The following is a 17,638-nucleotide window of genomic DNA, read 5'->3' on the forward strand; positions in this document are numbered from 1 at the left end:
CCTTTCCTACTATACGATGATGTATTAAGGAAGGATTCATAATCTTCATGCATACTATTCAAAGTTTATTCCATATTAAAGCTAAACGCATGAAAAGACGTGAGCCTAATGGAATTTGATTCAATTTGGAAAGCGGTACTCATTATTGTGGCAGGAATTGTTTTGTTGCATATTTCCGGCCGCAAATCGATTTCACAAATGACAATTGGTCAAACTGTATTAATGATTGCGGTCGGTACATTACTAATTCAGCCTGTAGCAAGTAAAAATTTGTGGCAAACGTTATTTCTTTCACTTATTTTAGTGCTGACACTATTTATATTTGAATTATTGGCATTGAAGTGGAATTTTTTCGAAGGAATTTTACGTGGAAGATCTAAAGTAGTGATTGAAAATGGGATCCTCAAAATATCTACTATGAAAAAACTCCGCCTCACTGTGGATGAATTGGAAATGCATTTGCGACAAAGTGGGATTGAAAGAATTGATGATGTAAAATGGGCGACTATAGAAATGAGTGGACAGCTTGGTTATGTCTTAATTGATCGCAAGAAATATGCCACAAAAGAAGACATTGCAAGACTTCAACTGATGTTGGAAGATATGAGCAAACAACTGGAACTTACTATTCCCTCCACATTCAAGACTACACCTATCATTGAGAATTCCAACCTATTCACAGAAATAGAAAACCCCACTTCTGTCCCTAAACCTCTTGAATAAAAGTTTAATAAGCAAGTGAAAGGGGGAAGTTACTTATAACAACTCCAAAATCGAGAGGAAGAAGCATATATGATAAGAGTTATAAAAAAATTAGTAAAATGGGGAATGGTGTTATATCCTGTCGTTAAAACTGTGATGAATGAGAAGAAGAAAAAAGAAGCTTATTCAGGCTCTAAAAGCCGTAGGTAATACGTAATAAACCCCCATGTCATATAGTCATCTGACATGGGGGTTGATTTATTATAATGAAAAAGTAAAACTTATTTTATAAAAAAGGTTTATTTATTACTGAAAAAAGAGTATACTACGTATGAGGATTTTTTTCTGACCTCTTTTTTCCTCACATTGTTTGATCCCCAAACAAAAAGCTCCGGGTACATTCATTACCTATGGAGGAGAATTTAACACATGCATTGGTACAACAAATTGAAAGAGTATTTTCCAATCGAAGAGATGAAGTCACAGGAACATATGGAGACATTGCTAAACGATAAAGGGAATGTCTACTACAAGGAAGAAGGACCAAAACACGTATTGATGTACGTGGAAACGGAGGACTTCGTTTTCGTAGACTATCTATTCGTATCTTCAGCCGCACGTGGTGAAGGGTTAGGAAAAACACTGCTGGATTCGTTGAAAACCAAGAAAAAACCGATCTTACTGGAAGTTGAACCAGTAGACGAATCTGAACCAGATACTAAAAAACGACTAAAGTTCTATGCACGTGAAAAATTCACGCATGCACAGAAAATCGGTTATAACCGTCGTTCATTAGCTACTGGCGAACAAACCATCCTCGAAATTCTATACTGGGCACCCCCGCAGTCATCACAAGCGGATGAACAAGATGTATTCAACGCGATGAAGACAACCTACGAAGAAATTCACACCTACAAAGACCAAGACTTCTATGGAGATTCATACGATTCTACTGACAAAGTTCTACACTATCAAACGAAACCAAAAAAGAATATTCTAGAACCTTTCACAACAGTGAGTGTGTGAGGAAATGTCGGTCTTTCATAGACCGACTTTTTTTGTATACTGATACATAATATCTTGTTAGTTGACTTCTCATCTAAATAATCTCCTAACAGTTGATTGAATCAACAAACGTTTAACCTTACACTGAATAAAAGAGAAAGGTGTGAGGATATGCTTCAAATAGGCGCTGTGATTCTACAAGAACGAAGGCGACTTCAAATTACCCAGGAAACACTAGCTTCTTATTGCCAAGTATCGAAAGCTTCCGTGTCGAAATGGGAAAAAGGATTAAGCTATCCCGATATTACGCTGTTGCCGAGAATCGCTTCGTATTTTGAACTAACTGTTGATGAACTGCTTGGCTTTGAACGACAGCTTTCTAAAGAATCCATCCAACACCACTATTATGAATTCGCGTCTCGTTTCGGTAAGGAATCTTTTGAATCAGTTTTTATTGACGTAGAAGAACAAGTTAAATTGTACTACCATGATCCTGCGTTCTTACTACAGATGAGTATATTACTGCTCAATCACCATATGTTAAGTAGTGATAGCTCCTCTATTTTGCAGAAAGCCAATCGCTGGTTGGAGCGAATTCGACAAGTAAGTGAAGATGTATGGGTCTTGCGCCAAGCAAATTCCTTACAGGCTACTATTTCCCTCATGCAGTCCAATCCTGAAACTACATTGGAATTATTAGACGGAGTGATTAAGCCTAGTATAGGGGATGAGATTTTACTATCCACTGCTTACGAACAACTTGGCAATCAAGAGGAAGCGAAGCGTGTCATTCAAGTCATGATGTATCAAAACGTTATTCAACTTGTTGGCAGTAGCCCGCTTTACTTACGACTTTCCACGTCCAATCCACAAACTTTTAACGAAACCATACATCGAATCAATGGATTGATTGAGTTATATGCTTTGCGTACACTTCATCCGAATATGTGTCTACAATTTTATTTCAGCGTTGCGCAATGTGCTGCACTCTCCGGTAACCATGAGCTACTTTATCCGTATCTTAAAAAGTACGTGGATGTATGTATTCATGATCTACTCCCCTTTTCATTACGCGGGGATGAATACTTCGATTTATTAGATGATTGGTTAGAACAATTAGATTTAGGAACGAATGCACTTCGCAACACAGAGATTATTAAGCGATCGATCATAGAATCGATGGATGCCGATTACTTTGAACCATTTAGGCAAGAAGATGAAATGCAAGAGTTACGACAACGATTACGCTTTGGATTGGAGGGACGTTCATGAATAACGACACAGATTTACTTATGGAGTATCTACCATTTTTAATTCCTCTTATCATTTTGCAATTAGGGTTAGCGATTTTCTCAGCGATACATGTTATTCGCCATCCTCACTATCGCTTCGGCAATCAAGTTATGTGGTTGCTGATTGTTTTATTAATTCAATTTATCGGTCCATTAATCTATTTCGTTTTTGGAAGAGGTGATTACAATAGTCGTACAAATTAATGGCGTGACGAAGCGTTTTGGCGATCGTGAAGTGCTGAAAGATATTCATCTTGATATTCCTGAACATACAGTTTTTGGGTTCGTCGGTGCAAATGGTTCGGGCAAAACAACTCTGATGAAATGCATGCTGGGATTATTACCACTCAATGGAGGATCCATTACAATTGCAGGTGAACCCGTAACATTTGGCGAGACAAAGTCCAATCAACATGTCGGATACTTGCCTGACGTTCCCGAATATTATCCCTTCTACACCGCAACGCAATACTTGGAGCTCTGCGCCGTTATTACGAATATGACGAAAACAGACCGACGAGGACGGATCCAGGAACTATTGAAACTGGTCGGATTAGCTGACACGACCTCATTCATTAGTACGTATTCTAGGGGAATGAAACAGCGCTTGGGAATTGCCCAGGCACTATTAAATCGTCCGAAACTACTTATTTGCGATGAGCCTACTTCCGCTTTGGATCCAGCGGGTCGTGCACAGATTCTTTCCATTTTACGGCGGGCAAAAGCAGAGACGACTGTATTCTTTTCAACACATATTGTATCGGATGCGGAACAAATCTGTGATCACGTCGCGATGTTGCATGAAGGAACTATTATATTTCAAGATGAACTGACCAATCTAAAACAGCAAATCACAGGACAATTTATTTTTACATTTACTATACCCGTAGCAGAAGTACATGAACGATTGCGACATACCCCATTCAACATGAAGATGGACAACGAGCAATTAGTTGTTAGTTTAACTGATGAAAGTACTCAATTGGCTTTCATGCAAGTACTCACTACCGAGAAAATCTTGATACAGTCGATGCAACCCAAAACTCGTTTGCTTGAGCAACTCGTATTGGAGGTGCTTGGATGAATCAATGGTTTGGCTTTTTGAAGAAGGAATGGTTTGAGAGTGTGAAGACGTATAAGTTACTGCTCGTTATCGTGATTTTTTCAATTCTAGGCATATTAAATCCGTTTACAGCGAAAATCACTCCAGCTCTATTAGAACAATTCATGCCTGATGGTGCATTCGTCAATCTACCTGAACCCACTGCACTGGATTCATGGATACAATTCTATAAAAATGTTCCGCAGATGGGATTGGTTGTGTTCATACTATTATTCAGTACGATGATGTCGAAGGAATTGGAAAAAGGTACGCTTGTGATTTTACTGACAAAAGGCTTACATCGCAATACCGTAATCACAGCTAAATTCTTTATGGCACTTTGCTATTGGACTCTGGCTATTGTACTGTCATTCACCATCACCTACGCTTACACTGCTTATTACTGGGATCAAAGCCAACTGCAACATTTATTGTTTGCCGCTAGTTGTCTTTATGTATTTGGGGTACTATTACTAGCCGTTACATTATGGGGAAACACACTTTTTGCTACTTCTTACGGGGGAATACTCGTTACTTTAATTGGAGTAGTCATCTTATTTATTGCTGCTATATTTCCAAAGTCCGCCTCTTGGAATCCACTTGAACTTTTGGCGGCAGCTATCCCCTTGCTAACTGGGGAACTCATGCCAAGTGACATATGGATTCCATATACTATTACACTAGTCGCGGCGCTTCTATTCATTCTACTAACTATGTCACAATTCAAGAGAAAGTTGCTTTGAAAGCGTTGACATCGAATTAAAAATCATGTAAATTACAAAAGGACGAACAATCCAATGAATTTTTATGAAAACATTCGTTTATAGAGGTGATTGTAATGGAAACTGTATTTGATTATGAAGATATTCAGCTAGTTCCAGCAAAATGTGTGGTAGAAAGCCGCTCAGAATGTGATACATCCGTTATGTTAGGTGGTCATACGTTCCGTTTACCTGTCGTGCCTGCCAATATGCAGACAATCATTGATGAAAAGATTGCGATTCAATTAGCAGAAGAAGGCTATTTCTATATTATGCATCGATTCAATCCTGAAACACGTGTAGATTTCATTAAAGATATGCATGCACGCGGTTTGATTGCGTCGATCAGTGTGGGTGTCAAAGAAGAAGAATATGGATTCGTTGAGCAACTTGCAATTGACGCGCAGGTTCCTGAATTCATCACGATTGATATTGCGCACGGTCATTCCAATCAAGTGATTCGCATGATCCAGCACATTAAAAAGCATTTGCCGATGAGCTTCGTCATTGCCGGTAATGTAGGCACACCAGAAGCTGTTCGTGAACTCGAAAACGCTGGCGCTGACGCTACAAAAGTTGGTATCGGACCAGGAAAAGTCTGTATCACGAAAATCAAAACTGGTTTCGGGACAGGCGGCTGGCAACTTGCAGCTGTTCGCCTATGTGCGAAAGCTGCTTCCAAACCAATCATAGCGGATGGCGGAATCCGTACGCATGGCGATATCGCAAAATCCGTACGTTTCGGGGCAAGCATGGTCATGGTCGGCTCACTATTCGCCGGTCATGAAGAATCGCCAGGACAGACTGTAGAACAAGATGGTCAATTGTATAAAGAATACTTCGGTTCAGCTTCTGAATTCCAAAAAGGTGAAAAGAAGAATGTGGAAGGCAAGAAAATGTTCGTGGAATATAAAGGTCCTTTGAAAGATACGTTGATTGAAATGGAACAAGATCTTCAGTCTGCTATTTCCTATTCAGGCGGCAAGACACTCAGTTCAATTCGCACTGTCGATTACGTGATTGTAAAGAACTCGATCTTCAACGGTGATAAAGTATTTTGATAAAACTTTACCGGTTAGAGACTATTCTCTAACCGGTTTTTTATGTCGTATTGTATTGTATTTATACTTAACGTAGAGGTCATTGAAGTGGTTTTAAGAATTATATCCAAACAAAACCGCAAATACCAATGCGAATATTGATAAGGCAATGATGATTGAACAGATTATCGTAATGATTAGGGTTAGGCTTTTCGGCATATCAGAACGAGTTTTCCAAATCGCGATAAGTAAAAACAAGCTCACTACTATAATGATTAACAAAATAGAAAGAAGCATATAACGCTCTTTCATTATAAACCATACATCCATTGCGTTTGCTCCTTTTGGATAACTTTTAACTTAACAACCTGTTTCTTTGATTGCATGAGTGAAGATCCTTTACAGCAGACCGTTCATGATAAAGGAGTAGTAGTTTGAAGCCGTTGATCTGCGTTGCAGCCGGACGCGTTCCGGAGGGCGTGCGGTGAACCACACCCCTCGCTTCGCTCGCTGGGTGTTTCACCTGTCCCGCTGATCCTCCCGGAGTCGCCGGCTTCCACTCCGATCAACTAAGCAATTGCAAAGAAGTTGTTACACAATCGCGCCCGATTGTTGGATACACTTGACTTTTCATTCCAGGTGTAATAAAATTCTTACATATGATACATTTTGATAACGGAGACGAATTGCTCCTAACCTTGGAAGCTTTATCTAACCCCCATCGTTTAAAGATTATTAGCGTACTTACCAATGGAAAACAGTATGTTAGTCAGCTGGCAAGAGAACTTGGTATTAGTAGACCATTACTTTATTTACATTTACAAAAACTAGAGGAGGCGAATCTTGTTTCAAGCGTTAGTGAAGTATCAGAAAGTGGGAAAGCATTAAAATTTTATATGCTAAACTCTTTTCATTTTGTAATTGATGATAAGCTAATCCAACTATTAGCACCGTCTTTAACGGTGAAGAAAAAGAATTAACGTAAAGGTGGCTTTATACCATGATGATGACCAGTTTTTTTGGACTTATTAACCTAATTTTGTTTTTGATTATTCCAGTTGCCTTAATTTATGTATTGTTCAAGTACTTCAAACGTGCAGAAAAACGTGCAGATGAAAAATTGCAACTCGAAAAACAAAACACGATAAATCTGCAAAAACGTATAGATGAATTAAACGAGCGATTAATCGCCATTGAAAAAATGTTAAAGGAAGTCGAATAAAAGAAGACCTCAAAATTTCTTTGAGGTCTTCTTTTATCTAGCCCGTTTGTTGAACACTGACTTCACTTCAATTAGCCATATTTATACCAATAGTATATCATTACCATTTTTAAAATCATATCTTTTGTAAATAATACCTAATATAAAAAGCGATAAAGGTTCTATCGCTTTACGGAAAAAATATCTTGAGTTCTATATTTCATTAGCTGTTACCATCCGCAACAAGTCGGAACTTATTCTCGAATAGACTCGCCATTAATGCGCCAATCGTTAAGTTCATGACCATATTGGCAACAGCTGGTACGGCTGCGAGTGATCCGAAGTGCTCCATTGCGAGTGTTGCGGCGAGAGCGGTGTTGCAAATACCTGTATGGAATAAAATCGCGCGGGCGTTGCGCTCGGGTGCGCCTAGCCATCTGGAGATAACGTAGCCAGCGCCCATTGGTATGCTAACTTGTAATGTGACCGCTACGAATACAAGCGGCAGCACGGACAAGTTCTCAGACAGTGCTTGCTGGGCATTGGATATAACCGATAGAATGACTAGAAATAGTGCAAGTTGGGACAAGACACTGGTATACGGTGTAAACTTCTCTACTTGTCGTTGAAACTTCCACTGGATTAGTAAACCGCTAATCAAAGGAAAGAACACGATGTACATAATGTTAAGAAATAAAGGCCAGAATTCAATAGGTATAAAACGTCCTGCAAACGTCTGCAGCAAGACAGGTGTTAACACAGGAGAAATGAATGTATCCAGCGTTGCCATCGTAATACTGAGCGCGACTTCTCCACCCGCAATAAACGTGTAAATGTTTGCAGATGTTCCGCTTGGTACGGTACCCGCCAATATAATGCCGGTCGCGATCTCTGCTTGATTGCCGAAAAATATATAGGCAATTCCTATTGATACTCCGACCATGATCGTCCATTTCAGCAAGATGCCAAGTAAAGCATATTTTGGGTTTTTGATGACCTCAAGCAGCTTCTCCGACGAAAGCGATAAGCCCATCAGAAAGAAGATCGTCCCTAATCCAAAGCCCGTCAGTTGCCGGATTGAAATGAACGCATCCGGAATAGCGTAGGCAATGATGGATAAGAGTACGATCCAAATTGGTAAATACTTCGAAATGATTTTAGATATAGTTTGTATAGTTTTCATGTAGTTCTCCTCCTTGCGAGGAAGTCGGTCTATGTTTTTTTGCTATGAGCGGTTAGACCGTAGCTATGAGCGCTTTTCGAAACACTATGATCCGTCAAAGGCCATGTATGAGCGGTTAAAGCATTTGATAGAGCACTCATGTCGTAACTATGAGCGCTTTTCACGATTCTTTGAGCGCTCACCTTAAAAACATCGCTCCTCACTCAGCATTTCCGATAAATATACGCCCCATCCTCTACATAATCCAATTCCGCCACATCCCCAATCTCAACGTTTCCATCCGTTCTTGCCGTAACTTTCGCTTTGGATTCATCCAATTGAATAAGTGCCACGGTATAAGGAGCGAGATGGGCAAATTCTGCAGGTGCAATATGGATATTGGTATAGCTGTAAACCGAACCCTTCGAAGATACGTCTTGCTCTTGCAGCTGGCCTGTTCTGCAACTCGGACAACGGTATTTATTCGAGACACTGGCATATTCACACTGATCGCATTGATAGACTTTCATCTTTTCACAACCTTTCTAGAATATGAACTGTGGAGTACGAACCTGTTCCACCTAAGTTTTGTGCCAAAGCGAGTCGGGCATGTTCTACTTGATTCGGTGCAGTACCGCGCAGTTGTTGGACGAGCTGATACATTTGTGCGACACCGGTTGCACCGATTGGGTGGCCGCGTGACAATAATCCCCCGCTCGTGTTCACTGGTTTATCGCCAGTCGCTTTCGTTCGACCTTGCTCTACTGCAAGCCAGCCTTCACGTTTATTGAAAAAACCTAACTCCTCAATCGCAAGCATTTCCGTCATGGAGAAACAATCATGAATTTCCACGACGTCGATGTCTTCCGGACCCACGCCTGCCTTTTCATATGCCAAGCGACCCGACTCTCGTACTGCTGGCAATGAAAGCAAGTCATCTGCGTCTTGCATTTGTGTAGGTCCTGAACTTTGTGCAGACGAACGGATATGGATAGCACCTTTTTTTCGCGTGATCACTAACGCTGCCGCCCCATCTGTAGTTGGAGAACAATCAAATAGGCCGAGTGGAGAAGTAATAATACGTGCCTCCATAATCTCTTCCATCGTCGTTGGTTTCTGGAATTGTGCTAGTGGATTATTTAACGCATTTTCACGATTCTTCAACGCAATCATTGCCAAATGCTCTTTCGTAGCTTCTGTTTCATAAAAGTACCGATTCGCGAGTACGCCAAAGAATCCTGGGAATGTGAGACCTGCCTGCTTTTCATTAGAATCGTTATCCATTGCGGCATTGATCGCCTGTGTAACATCAGCAGTCGAAGCATGTTTCATCTTCTCCACACCCGCTATTAAGACTGTATCGTATTCGCCACTTAGAATCCCTATGATTCCTTGACGAAGCGCAATTCCCCCTGATGCACAAGCGCCTTCTACTTTGGCCGTTGGGATATAGCCGAGTCCGAGTTCATTGGCAACTAAGGCGCTAAGGATTTCTTGATTACCGATTGAGCCACCCATAAAGTTTCCGACAAACACCGCATCAACTTTCGGATTTCCTGCATCTTCAAGTGCTTCTATCGACGCTTCAACTAACAACTGCTTCATAGATTTGTCGACAAATTTTCCGAACTTCGTCATGCCAATTCCTTCGATATAGACATTCGTCAAGATTGCACCTCCACATGCTGATTTCGTAATTCTCTTTTTAAGATTTTACCGTACGAGCTTTTCGGAAGTTCATCCACGATATACATCTCTTTTGGTTTTTTGAAACTTGCCATATGGTCAAGACATAATTGAAGTAATTCTTCTTTCATCACGGGCTTAGTACCGTTCGGAACGACATACGCAATGACGTTTTCGCCCCATTTATCGTCAGGTACGCCGATAACGCATGTCTCTTTTACCCCGTCATGCTTATTGAGGACTTCTTCTACTTCCCTCGGGTAAATATTGACCCCACCTGAAATGATAACGTCTTTTTTGCGGTCCACGATATGCACATAGCCCGCTTCACTTTTCCACCCGAGATCGCCTGTTTGCAACCAGCCGTTACGTAATGTTTCATTCGTCGCCTTCTCATTATTCCAGTACCCTTTCATGACTAGGGAGCCTTTACAAACGATTTCTCCGACTTCACCTGCCGGCAGTTCAATCCCTTTTGCATCGACAATTTTCACATCGACAAATGGTCCAACACGGCCACAGGATTCCAGATGATCGCCAAGTTCGCGTTTAGGCATCATCGTAATACACATCGGCGCTTCAACTTGACCGAATGTCTGTGCAAATATCGGCCCTGTTAAAGCGAGGGCTTGCTCGAGTTTACTTGCCGCAATCGAAGAACCTGCCATATTAATCGTTTTGATTGTAGATAAATTCTTCGGATTGAATTTCGGATGCTGGATCATCAAATTGACCATCGTCGGAACTAGAAAAATAACAGTGACTTTTTCTTTCGTTAGATTATGCACGAATTCTTCGGGCTCAAACTTGTTAAATACAACTTGCGTTAATCCATACAACCACGCTACATGCGACAGGAAGTTACTGCCGTGTGTCAATGGTGCGACATGTCCTATCACATCGTCATAATCGGTTTCACAAGCAAGCGCTAGTGACAATGCTCCCGAAATGATGTTGCGATGACTCAGCATCACACCTTTTGGATTTCCTGTCGTTCCGGATGTATACATAATCGCGAAAGTATCTTCTTCCATAACTTCTGTTGTACATGTAGCACCAGCATTTTGTTCAATTGCCTGTTCGTACGGCTTGCCGATCGTTAACACCGGAATTGCTATAGTGATCGGTCCTATTAACTGTGATTCACCAATAATCAACCGAACATCTGCATCGTCTAGCATATATTCATGTTCTTTCGGATGAAGTCGATAGTTTAACGGTACTTTGATGACACCTGAGATCGCTGCTGCCACGTCAAGCTCGATATGTTCTAGACGATTCGATGACAGAACGGCGAAGCGGTCTCCTTTTTCAAGACCCACTTTCTTGAAGTATGCCGTCAGTGCAAGTGCCCGTTGCATCAGTTCATGAAACGTAAGGGAGCGCATTTCATCTTTCACCGCGATTTTATTCGGATAGGCTGCTGCCGATTTCATTGCTAGTTTACCAATTGTCTCCACCATCACTCACTCCTTTGCGCAAAATGAAATAATGGAATACCTGAATATTCATCTGGTTTTCTATGAACATGTGTATTGGATACCGGCAATATAATGAATTCCACTGTAATTGCCACAGGATTTTCTCCTTTAAGGAAGTGACCACCATTCACCTGTTTATTACAGTCTACATATAAACCATGGAAGTGGATATCCAGCTGTCCTTGTTCATCGTAGCCAACAAACCCTGTACCTGAAAGCAGTTCGACGGGAGTGTCTGTAACAATCCGTTCGGAATACTGTAAACTTTTATCAAGATTTTGCTGAGGTTGTACAATGGTTGCATACGCAAGAGAACCTATACATTGAAATTGAGCTGCTTCAACGTGATGTTGCTTACACACTGCAAGAATCCCTTCAAATAGATCGGTATCTTTCTTCAAACGACCGATAATTCGATTCGTTTTTTTGTCATACACCGCTTCAATTGGGTGATTCAATACAAAACCCTCCATCTACTTTCAGTATTTGTCCTGTCGTATAATTAGATTCGGATGAAGCAAAATACAGTACAGCTTCTGCGATACTTGTCGCTGTGCCAGTTTGATGGATTGTCGCCTCGTCCAATTTTGTCATAGATATAGGTGCAACCGAATTACATGTAATTCCATACTCACTAAGCTCCTTAGCAGTCTGCTTCGTCAACTTACTAATTGAATCCTTAGAAGCTGTAAACGTTCGTTCACCGCCAAAACTTGATATCGAACTAATGTTGATAATACGACCATACTTCTGCTCCATCATATATGGTGAGACACCTCGAATGAATAAAGAAGTTGCTTGTGCATTCGTTTCTGCTTCTAGTTCCCATTCATCAACAGATGACTGATTTTCATTGTGAGTACTACATATGCACATATTATTTACTAAGATATGTAGCTCTCCAAAGGTATCCGATGCTCTAGCCATTGCCGCATTCACAAATTCCTTATCCCGAACTTCGCCTAAGCATTCTAAATAAACTGCTTTGCCACTGAATGATTGAATTGCCTGCAATGTCGCCTCACAACTCACTGAATCCACCAGAACAACATTGGCCCCTTGTTGTGAAAGAAGGAGGGCCGTCTGGGCACCAATACCATTGGAAGCCCCTGTGACAATCGCCGTCTGTCCTTTCAACTTCATAAGCAACCCTCCTCCATCTACTTAATGTCTAGTAAATCTGGTAAAAATGTAGAGATCTGCGGAATATACGTAATGAGTAACAAAATAATGATGGAAGAGACAACGAAAGGCAAAACTCCTTTCGATATTTGCCCTATTGAAGTATTCGATATACCCGCGGCTACGAATAAATTGAGACCGACTGGCGGAGTGAAAAGTCCAATCGCTAAGTTGACTGTCATGAAGACACCGAATACTGTTGGATCGACGTCGAACAATAGCACAATCGGCAATAAAATCGGAATGAAAATATAGTAGGCAGAAATTGCATCGATAAACATCCCAGCAATTAGGAGAATGATATTAATTAGCAATAAGATGATAATTTTATTATCTGAAATACTTAACATGACGTTCGAAATCTGCGTTGCGATTTGCTCTGTTGTGATGATGTATGCATAGACACTCGCCGCACTGACGATAAACATGACGACCGCCGTCTGAATACCCGCTGCCACTAAGATGTCATACAGCTTTTTCAGTGTCAGTTCACGGTAAATGAAAAATCCGATGAACAAACTATAAAATACCGCCACTACCGCTGCTTCTGTCGGTGTAAAGTATCCACCATAAATACCACCTAAAATTATAACGGGAATTAATAGGCCCCAGATCGCATTTCCGAAAGCTTTAAAGCGTTCCGCACTTGTTGCAGGTTCTATTATGTACTGTTGCGATATCGGTCCCTCGCGTTTTTCCTGTCGATACCTAACGAACATGGCGGCTATAATAAATCCAACGCCCAATAGCAGGCCAGGAATGACCCCTGCCATGAACATTCTTCCGATCGATACCGGAATTTGATCGCCCGCCACTACAGCGAAGACGATAAAAGCAATACTAGGAGGAATGATGATACCGATTGCTCCGGAACTGGCCACCAAACCTGCTGCAGTTTCCGTTTTATACCCGTTCTTCACCATACCTGGGATTAAAATACCCCCAATTGCAGCAACCGTTGCAGGGCCTGAACCTGAAATGGCTGCGAAGAAAATCGCTGTCATAACGGTAACAAAAATAATTCCGCTTTTACGATGACCAACTAAAGCTTGCGCAAAATCAATCAATCTTTTTGAAATTCCCGCGTGCTCCATAATGACTCCCGCCAAGATGAAAAACGGGATTGCGAGCAACGTAAATTTCGCTACACTTGTATACATGATATCTGCAACCAATTCCAAACCAAACAATCCACTGCCTGTAAATAGCACAACAATGGACGAGATTGCTAAGGCCACAGCAATGGGCATTCGAAGCATGACTAAAATAAAAAAAACGCCGAATAAAATGATCGCTGTCATAATGGCTGCTCTCCCTTCTCGTTTTGCTGTCGGAATTCAACAATAGTTACTTGGATAGAGCGGATTAAACAAAACAGCGCACCGATTGGCATTGACATCGAGAACCACCATTGTGGCCAACCAAGAGAAGGTGTTTTCTGTCCCATATCCATCTGGTACTGCACCATCTTCAAACCAAAATATAGCAGAATAAAAAATAATAGCATCATCATCAATCCAACCAAAATCGTAATAATATTCTTTAGCAACAGACTGCCCTTGTCATAAATCAGAGTAAAGCCAAGGTGCGCGTACTTACGCACACCAATGGCCGTTCCGACAAATGTTAACAATACGAACAAGTTAACTGTAATTTCTTCTGTAAAAGAAAATGAATAATTGGCAAATCCTCTGGATAAAATATTAACGAATGCAATGGTGGACATAATGGACAGTACAATCACGACAATCCATTCTTCTAATCTATTGAATATTTTCCCCATACATCCACCCTCCAGTTCTTATTGGTCTTGGAACTTGTCTAATAAATCCTTGCCCCAAATATCTTCATACTTTTTATAAACCGGTTGCACCGCTTCTGTAAACTTGGCTAGTTCTTCGTCTGTTGGTGCATAGAACTGCATGCCTGCTTCCTTCAGCTCACTAATTTGTTTCTCTTCTTTTTCACGTGCCATTTCTACTTGATATTCTGCCGCTTCTTTACCTAACTTCTTCACAAGCTCCTGATCTTCTTCACTCATCGAATCAAACAACTTCTTATTGATGCCCAATACTAGTGGATCATAGGAATAGTTCCAAGTCGTCAAGTAGTCTTGTACTTCATTCAATTTAGAAGAGTGAATAACATCAATCGGATTTTCTTGACCATCAATCGTACCTTGCTGAAGAGATGTAAATACTTCAGAGAATGCCATTGTCGTTGGATCCGCACCTAGTGCACGGTACAAGTCTGTGTACATGGTGATCCCAGGAATACGTACTTTCAGACCTTTCATATCTTCTGGTGATTTGATTTCCTTTTTACTGTTTGTGATTTGACGGAAACCATTCTCTCCGAATCCGAGTAATTCTACGTTCTTTTCATTGAGTATTTCTGCAAGTGCTTCTCCACCTGCACCATCAAATACTTTGTCTACCCCATCTTTATCTTTAAATAGAAATGGCGCACTCGCCACACCAAAGCGATCATCTAAGATTGAGTAAATAATAGTGGAGTGAAGGCTCAAGTCGGTCTGCCCTTTTGTCAGAAGCTCTACACCTTTCCCTTGATCGCCATTTGATAGTTGTTCATTCGGAAACACTTCAATATTGATACGACCATCCGTTTGTTCATTCAAGTCCTGCGCTAACTTGTCTGCGGCCTGATACCAAGTAGATGAATCATTAACCGTGACAGACATTTTCAGATCGTATGATTTTCCTTCAGACTCACCCGCACCGTCTGTTGTTTCTTCTTTGTCTGACGAACAAGCTGCCAACATCAGCATGGCAGATAAACTAATTGCGCCTAAAACACTCTTTTTCTTCATTTTCATTTGTTGTTCCCCCCAGTTTTTTTCAAAAGTCATCCAGATACTTATTACATCTAAAGAGTATCTATTCAAAACATTTTATTAGTATATATAATTCTAATAGTCTGACAGTTTAATTCATATAGACTTTAGTACAATGATATATAGAAAAACACTTCTATTTTTTGTGTCAACGTCTAGTTTCCATAGTAAAGCTTCTTTTTTCAGCTCTGCCATCATATTAAAATAATAAAACACAAAAAGAGGAGCCATTCAGTGCCCCTCTTTTTATACGTTATTTAACTTTTTCCTAGCTCTTACTAAGTAAAATGCATTGATCCAAGAAGCAATCGGTATGACTAGCGCGATGCCAAGCCCCGCACAAAGGATCAAAATCATTTCTGAACTGAATATCTTTGAATTGACAATATCTCCTATAGAGTAGTGTAAATCCTTGAACCAAATGAGCAGTGCCAAATAGCCTCCAAAGAAAGCGAAGAACAAGGTATTGGTATCGGTTCCTAAAATATCTCGTCCAACACTGACACCAGACGTAAATAACTCCTTCTTACTTAAGCTTCTACTATGCTTAAATACTTCATGCATAGTGGAAGCGATCGATATAGCGACGTCCATGATGGCTCCAATTGTACTCATGATAATGACGGAAGCACCTATTTTTACGAAATCCACGCCAATATAGAGTGACATACCTGCGATTGCCTCTTCTTCCTCTTCACCAAACCCTTGAATCATGAGCTTTTGGGATACTACTACTATGAAAAACAATAATATACTAATGGTAATCATCGTCGAGATGAATGCTATTACCGTTTTGCTATTCACTTCATTAATGTAAAATAAACTGACGCATCCAATCACTATGCAGGCGATAAATGTAATCAGTATAGGATTAGCGTTCGGATCCAACATAAAAAACATGGTGAAGAAGACGACACCAAAGTTAAAAAACAGCGAAATGAATGATCGCACTCCACTTTTTCCACCTACCCCAATCATCAATACGAGTAAAATAACCGCGAGCCATACTATCACATTCATATTCTCGCCCTCTTTCGTTCAATAAAGAAAATCGCTGTATAGAGTCCAATCGGGATAGTCAAGACGATCCCAATTCCACCAGCTAATGCACGTGCTAATTCCAGCGATAGATTCATCGAAAGTGCAAATCCTACAGGTGAAGAGTTTTTTAAATAGAGGATCAGCATGGGGATGGATCCACTTATATAAGCGAAAAATAGAATGCTTGTAATAGTTCCCATAATATCTTTGCCGATATCTATGCCAGATGCTTTCAGCGCTTTAACGGATATAGTACTATCTCTTTCATATAATGCAAACATCGAAGACGACATGGTAATGGCCACATCCATGATAGCTCCAAGAGATCCAATAAATAACCCCGCCATGAAGATCGTGTGATAAGGACGCGTCAAAAACTGCATTTCTTCATAACGCAGCCCATTCCCAGAAGTGATCCAGATGACAAGAGACGTGATGGAAAGAGATACTACCGTTGCGACTAACGTAGCCACAATGGCGGCATACGTTTTTTCATTGCGTCCGCTAACTAACAGGAGCGAAATGGTTGTGAATAACAGGATACATATCCCGCAAACCACAAGTAAACTGACCTCATAATATTTCACATAAATATCTAAAGCGACTGATAGTACCATGACGTTCATCACAAAGCCCACTATCGCCAATAGCCCTTGCTTATGCCCTACAATCAATAGCGTAAAGACGAAGATCCATGCAACGATCAATACGTATTTATCACGTTTCACGTCTGTGATACTACCTGTCAGTTCTTCTCTTGCCTTGGAATCAATCGAGACAAATAGTTCATTTCCTATATGGTACTGTTGATCGTACGCCCCCGAAGATGAATACTCATTTACCAACTGGACTTCACGACCCATTTCTTCCCCATTCATGATCCTAGCTACTATGTGCTGAACAAATAGGGTATCTTCATTGCCATGCGTATCTGTTACCTCAGTTTTTTCCTCTATCGTTGTATGGATTACCTTAGCGATCGGTCGGTCATAAAATGAATAATTTTGATTTACAAAAACAATGGAACTGATACAGCAAAGTGCTAAGATCAAAAACAAGATCCACTGCCATGTTGTGACGTTTCTAATTCTATTCAAGACAATCCTCCTGACACCCTTAGGATGAGACA

At 40.7% G+C, this 17,638-nt stretch carries 21 protein-coding genes; 9 read left to right on the forward strand and 12 right to left on the reverse strand.

What is annotated here, in order from left to right; genetic code table 11:
- The first annotated feature begins 108 nt into the window (after positions 1-108).
- The 7 genes from SporoP8_RS08515 to guaC all read left to right on the forward strand — a co-directional run bounded on the left by SporoP8_RS08515 (position 109) and on the right by guaC (position 5,923).
- Positions 109-723: a DUF421 domain-containing protein gene (locus SporoP8_RS08515; RefSeq protein ID WP_085132104.1), complete on the forward strand. Its 615-nt coding sequence runs from the start codon at positions 109-111 to the stop codon at positions 721-723.
- Positions 724-1,131: 408 nt separating this feature from the next.
- Entirely contained in the window at positions 1,132-1,728 is a 597-nt protein-coding gene (locus SporoP8_RS08520; protein WP_085132105.1) for an N-acetyltransferase, read from the forward strand.
- Positions 1,729-1,878: 150 nt separating this feature from the next.
- The gene (locus SporoP8_RS08525) at positions 1,879-2,979 is read left to right on the forward strand and encodes a helix-turn-helix domain-containing protein (protein WP_085132106.1); all 1,101 of its coding nucleotides are present in this window, start codon (positions 1,879-1,881) and stop codon (positions 2,977-2,979) included.
- Complete coding sequence (locus SporoP8_RS08530; RefSeq protein WP_085132107.1) at positions 2,976-3,203, forward strand: PLDc N-terminal domain-containing protein; 228 nt, start codon at positions 2,976-2,978, stop codon at positions 3,201-3,203. Before SporoP8_RS08525 ends, SporoP8_RS08530 begins: the two co-directional genes overlap by 4 nt.
- Positions 3,178-4,083 carry an ABC transporter ATP-binding protein gene (locus tag SporoP8_RS08535; RefSeq protein WP_232319125.1) on the forward strand — a complete coding sequence of 302 codons (906 nt, stop codon included), beginning with the start codon at positions 3,178-3,180 and terminating at the stop codon, positions 4,081-4,083. Before SporoP8_RS08530 ends, SporoP8_RS08535 begins: the two co-directional genes overlap by 26 nt.
- Entirely contained in the window at positions 4,080-4,844 is a 765-nt protein-coding gene (locus SporoP8_RS08540; protein WP_085132108.1) for an ABC transporter permease, read from the forward strand. The genes SporoP8_RS08535 and SporoP8_RS08540 overlap by 4 nt, the downstream gene beginning before the upstream one ends.
- Before the next feature lie 95 nt (positions 4,845-4,939).
- A complete protein-coding gene (gene guaC / locus SporoP8_RS08545) occupies positions 4,940-5,923 on the forward strand; it encodes a GMP reductase (protein WP_085132109.1) in 984 nt (327 codons plus the stop codon).
- A 93-nt stretch (positions 5,924-6,016) separates the two neighbouring features.
- Here the strand turns inward: guaC and SporoP8_RS08550 are convergent, their stop codons facing one another.
- Complete coding sequence (locus SporoP8_RS08550; protein ID WP_085132110.1) at positions 6,017-6,232, reverse strand: hypothetical protein; 216 nt, start codon at positions 6,230-6,232, stop codon at positions 6,017-6,019.
- A 329-nt stretch (positions 6,233-6,561) separates the two neighbouring features.
- Here SporoP8_RS08550 and SporoP8_RS08555 point away from each other — a divergent pair, with 329 nt between their 5' ends.
- Together SporoP8_RS08555 and SporoP8_RS08560 are read left to right on the forward strand one after the other, a co-directional pair.
- On the forward strand, positions 6,562-6,882 hold the full coding sequence (locus SporoP8_RS08555; protein ID WP_085132111.1) for an ArsR/SmtB family transcription factor: 321 nt from the start codon (positions 6,562-6,564) through the stop codon (positions 6,880-6,882).
- Between the two features lie 20 nt (positions 6,883-6,902).
- Complete coding sequence (locus SporoP8_RS08560; protein ID WP_085132112.1) at positions 6,903-7,124, forward strand: hypothetical protein; 222 nt, start codon at positions 6,903-6,905, stop codon at positions 7,122-7,124.
- Between the two features lie 202 nt (positions 7,125-7,326).
- Here the strand turns inward: SporoP8_RS08560 and SporoP8_RS08565 are convergent, their stop codons facing one another.
- The 11 genes from SporoP8_RS08565 to SporoP8_RS08615 all read right to left on the reverse strand — a co-directional run bounded on the left by SporoP8_RS08565 (position 7,327) and on the right by SporoP8_RS08615 (position 17,612).
- Positions 7,327-8,286, reverse strand: coding sequence for a bile acid:sodium symporter family protein (locus tag SporoP8_RS08565; RefSeq protein WP_085132113.1), 960 nt, complete (start codon positions 8,284-8,286; stop codon positions 7,327-7,329).
- 203 nt (positions 8,287-8,489) lie between these two features.
- Positions 8,490-8,795, reverse strand: a complete 306-nt coding sequence (locus SporoP8_RS08570) for a Zn-ribbon domain-containing OB-fold protein (protein WP_085132114.1) — start codon at positions 8,793-8,795, stop codon at positions 8,490-8,492.
- Between the two features lie 4 nt (positions 8,796-8,799).
- Complete coding sequence (locus SporoP8_RS08575; protein ID WP_085132115.1) at positions 8,800-9,933, reverse strand: thiolase C-terminal domain-containing protein; 1,134 nt, start codon at positions 9,931-9,933, stop codon at positions 8,800-8,802.
- On the reverse strand, positions 9,930-11,411 hold the full coding sequence (locus tag SporoP8_RS08580; RefSeq protein WP_085133596.1) for a class I adenylate-forming enzyme family protein: 1,482 nt from the start codon (positions 11,409-11,411) through the stop codon (positions 9,930-9,932). The genes SporoP8_RS08575 and SporoP8_RS08580 overlap by 4 nt, the downstream gene beginning before the upstream one ends.
- A 2-nt stretch (positions 11,412-11,413) precedes the next feature.
- Entirely contained in the window at positions 11,414-11,890 is a 477-nt protein-coding gene (locus SporoP8_RS08585) for a PPC domain-containing DNA-binding protein (protein ID WP_085132116.1), read from the reverse strand.
- Complete coding sequence (locus SporoP8_RS08590) at positions 11,874-12,575, reverse strand: SDR family NAD(P)-dependent oxidoreductase (RefSeq protein ID WP_198165993.1); 702 nt, start codon at positions 12,573-12,575, stop codon at positions 11,874-11,876. Before SporoP8_RS08590 ends, SporoP8_RS08585 begins: the two co-directional genes overlap by 17 nt.
- 17 nt (positions 12,576-12,592) lie before the next feature.
- Positions 12,593-13,915, reverse strand: a complete 1,323-nt coding sequence (locus SporoP8_RS08595) for a TRAP transporter large permease (RefSeq protein WP_085132118.1) — start codon at positions 13,913-13,915, stop codon at positions 12,593-12,595.
- Complete coding sequence (locus SporoP8_RS08600; RefSeq protein ID WP_085132119.1) at positions 13,912-14,397, reverse strand: TRAP transporter small permease; 486 nt, start codon at positions 14,395-14,397, stop codon at positions 13,912-13,914. Before SporoP8_RS08600 ends, SporoP8_RS08595 begins: the two co-directional genes overlap by 4 nt.
- Positions 14,398-14,415: 18 nt before the next feature.
- On the reverse strand, positions 14,416-15,450 hold the full coding sequence (locus SporoP8_RS08605; RefSeq protein ID WP_085132120.1) for a DctP family TRAP transporter solute-binding subunit: 1,035 nt from the start codon (positions 15,448-15,450) through the stop codon (positions 14,416-14,418).
- 264 nt (positions 15,451-15,714) lie between these two features.
- Positions 15,715-16,488 carry a YibE/F family protein gene (locus SporoP8_RS08610; RefSeq protein ID WP_085132121.1) on the reverse strand — a complete coding sequence of 258 codons (774 nt, stop codon included), beginning with the start codon at positions 16,486-16,488 and terminating at the stop codon, positions 15,715-15,717.
- Positions 16,485-17,612 (reverse strand): YibE/F family protein, encoded by a 1,128-nt coding sequence (locus SporoP8_RS08615; RefSeq protein ID WP_420066741.1) that lies wholly within the window; start codon positions 17,610-17,612, stop codon positions 16,485-16,487. Before SporoP8_RS08615 ends, SporoP8_RS08610 begins: the two co-directional genes overlap by 4 nt.
- Positions 17,613-17,638: the final 26 nt, after the last annotated feature.

Source organism: Sporosarcina ureae, assembly GCF_002101375.1.
Taxonomy (GTDB): Bacteria; Bacillota; Bacilli; order Bacillales_A; family Planococcaceae; genus Sporosarcina; species Sporosarcina ureae_B.

What these genes read in the sequence shown, in the direction of transcription:
- SporoP8_RS08515 (WP_085132104.1), top strand. Translation starts at nt 109, where the DNA reads ATGGAATTTGATTCAATTTGGAAAGCGGTACTCATTATTGTGGCAGGA.
- SporoP8_RS08520 (WP_085132105.1), top strand. Translation starts at nt 1,132, where the DNA reads ATGCATTGGTACAACAAATTGAAAGAGTATTTTCCAATCGAAGAGATG.
- SporoP8_RS08525 (WP_085132106.1), top strand. Translation starts at nt 1,879, where the DNA reads ATGCTTCAAATAGGCGCTGTGATTCTACAAGAACGAAGGCGACTTCAA.
- SporoP8_RS08530 (WP_085132107.1), top strand. Translation starts at nt 2,976, where the DNA reads ATGAATAACGACACAGATTTACTTATGGAGTATCTACCATTTTTAATT.
- SporoP8_RS08540 (WP_085132108.1), top strand. Translation starts at nt 4,080, where the DNA reads ATGAATCAATGGTTTGGCTTTTTGAAGAAGGAATGGTTTGAGAGTGTG.
- guaC (WP_085132109.1), top strand. Translation starts at nt 4,940, where the DNA reads ATGGAAACTGTATTTGATTATGAAGATATTCAGCTAGTTCCAGCAAAA.
- SporoP8_RS08550 (WP_085132110.1), bottom strand. Translation starts at nt 6,232, where the DNA reads ATGGATGTATGGTTTATAATGAAAGAGCGTTATATGCTTCTTTCTATT.
- SporoP8_RS08555 (WP_085132111.1), top strand. Translation starts at nt 6,562, where the DNA reads ATGATACATTTTGATAACGGAGACGAATTGCTCCTAACCTTGGAAGCT.
- SporoP8_RS08560 (WP_085132112.1), top strand. Translation starts at nt 6,903, where the DNA reads ATGATGATGACCAGTTTTTTTGGACTTATTAACCTAATTTTGTTTTTG.
- SporoP8_RS08565 (WP_085132113.1), bottom strand. Translation starts at nt 8,286, where the DNA reads ATGAAAACTATACAAACTATATCTAAAATCATTTCGAAGTATTTACCA.
- SporoP8_RS08570 (WP_085132114.1), bottom strand. Translation starts at nt 8,795, where the DNA reads ATGAAAGTCTATCAATGCGATCAGTGTGAATATGCCAGTGTCTCGAAT.
- SporoP8_RS08590 (WP_198165993.1), bottom strand. Translation starts at nt 12,575, where the DNA reads ATGAAGTTGAAAGGACAGACGGCGATTGTCACAGGGGCTTCCAATGGT.
- SporoP8_RS08595 (WP_085132118.1), bottom strand. Translation starts at nt 13,915, where the DNA reads ATGACAGCGATCATTTTATTCGGCGTTTTTTTTATTTTAGTCATGCTT.
- SporoP8_RS08600 (WP_085132119.1), bottom strand. Translation starts at nt 14,397, where the DNA reads ATGGGGAAAATATTCAATAGATTAGAAGAATGGATTGTCGTGATTGTA.
- SporoP8_RS08605 (WP_085132120.1), bottom strand. Translation starts at nt 15,450, where the DNA reads ATGAAAATGAAGAAAAAGAGTGTTTTAGGCGCAATTAGTTTATCTGCC.
- SporoP8_RS08610 (WP_085132121.1), bottom strand. Translation starts at nt 16,488, where the DNA reads ATGAATGTGATAGTATGGCTCGCGGTTATTTTACTCGTATTGATGATT.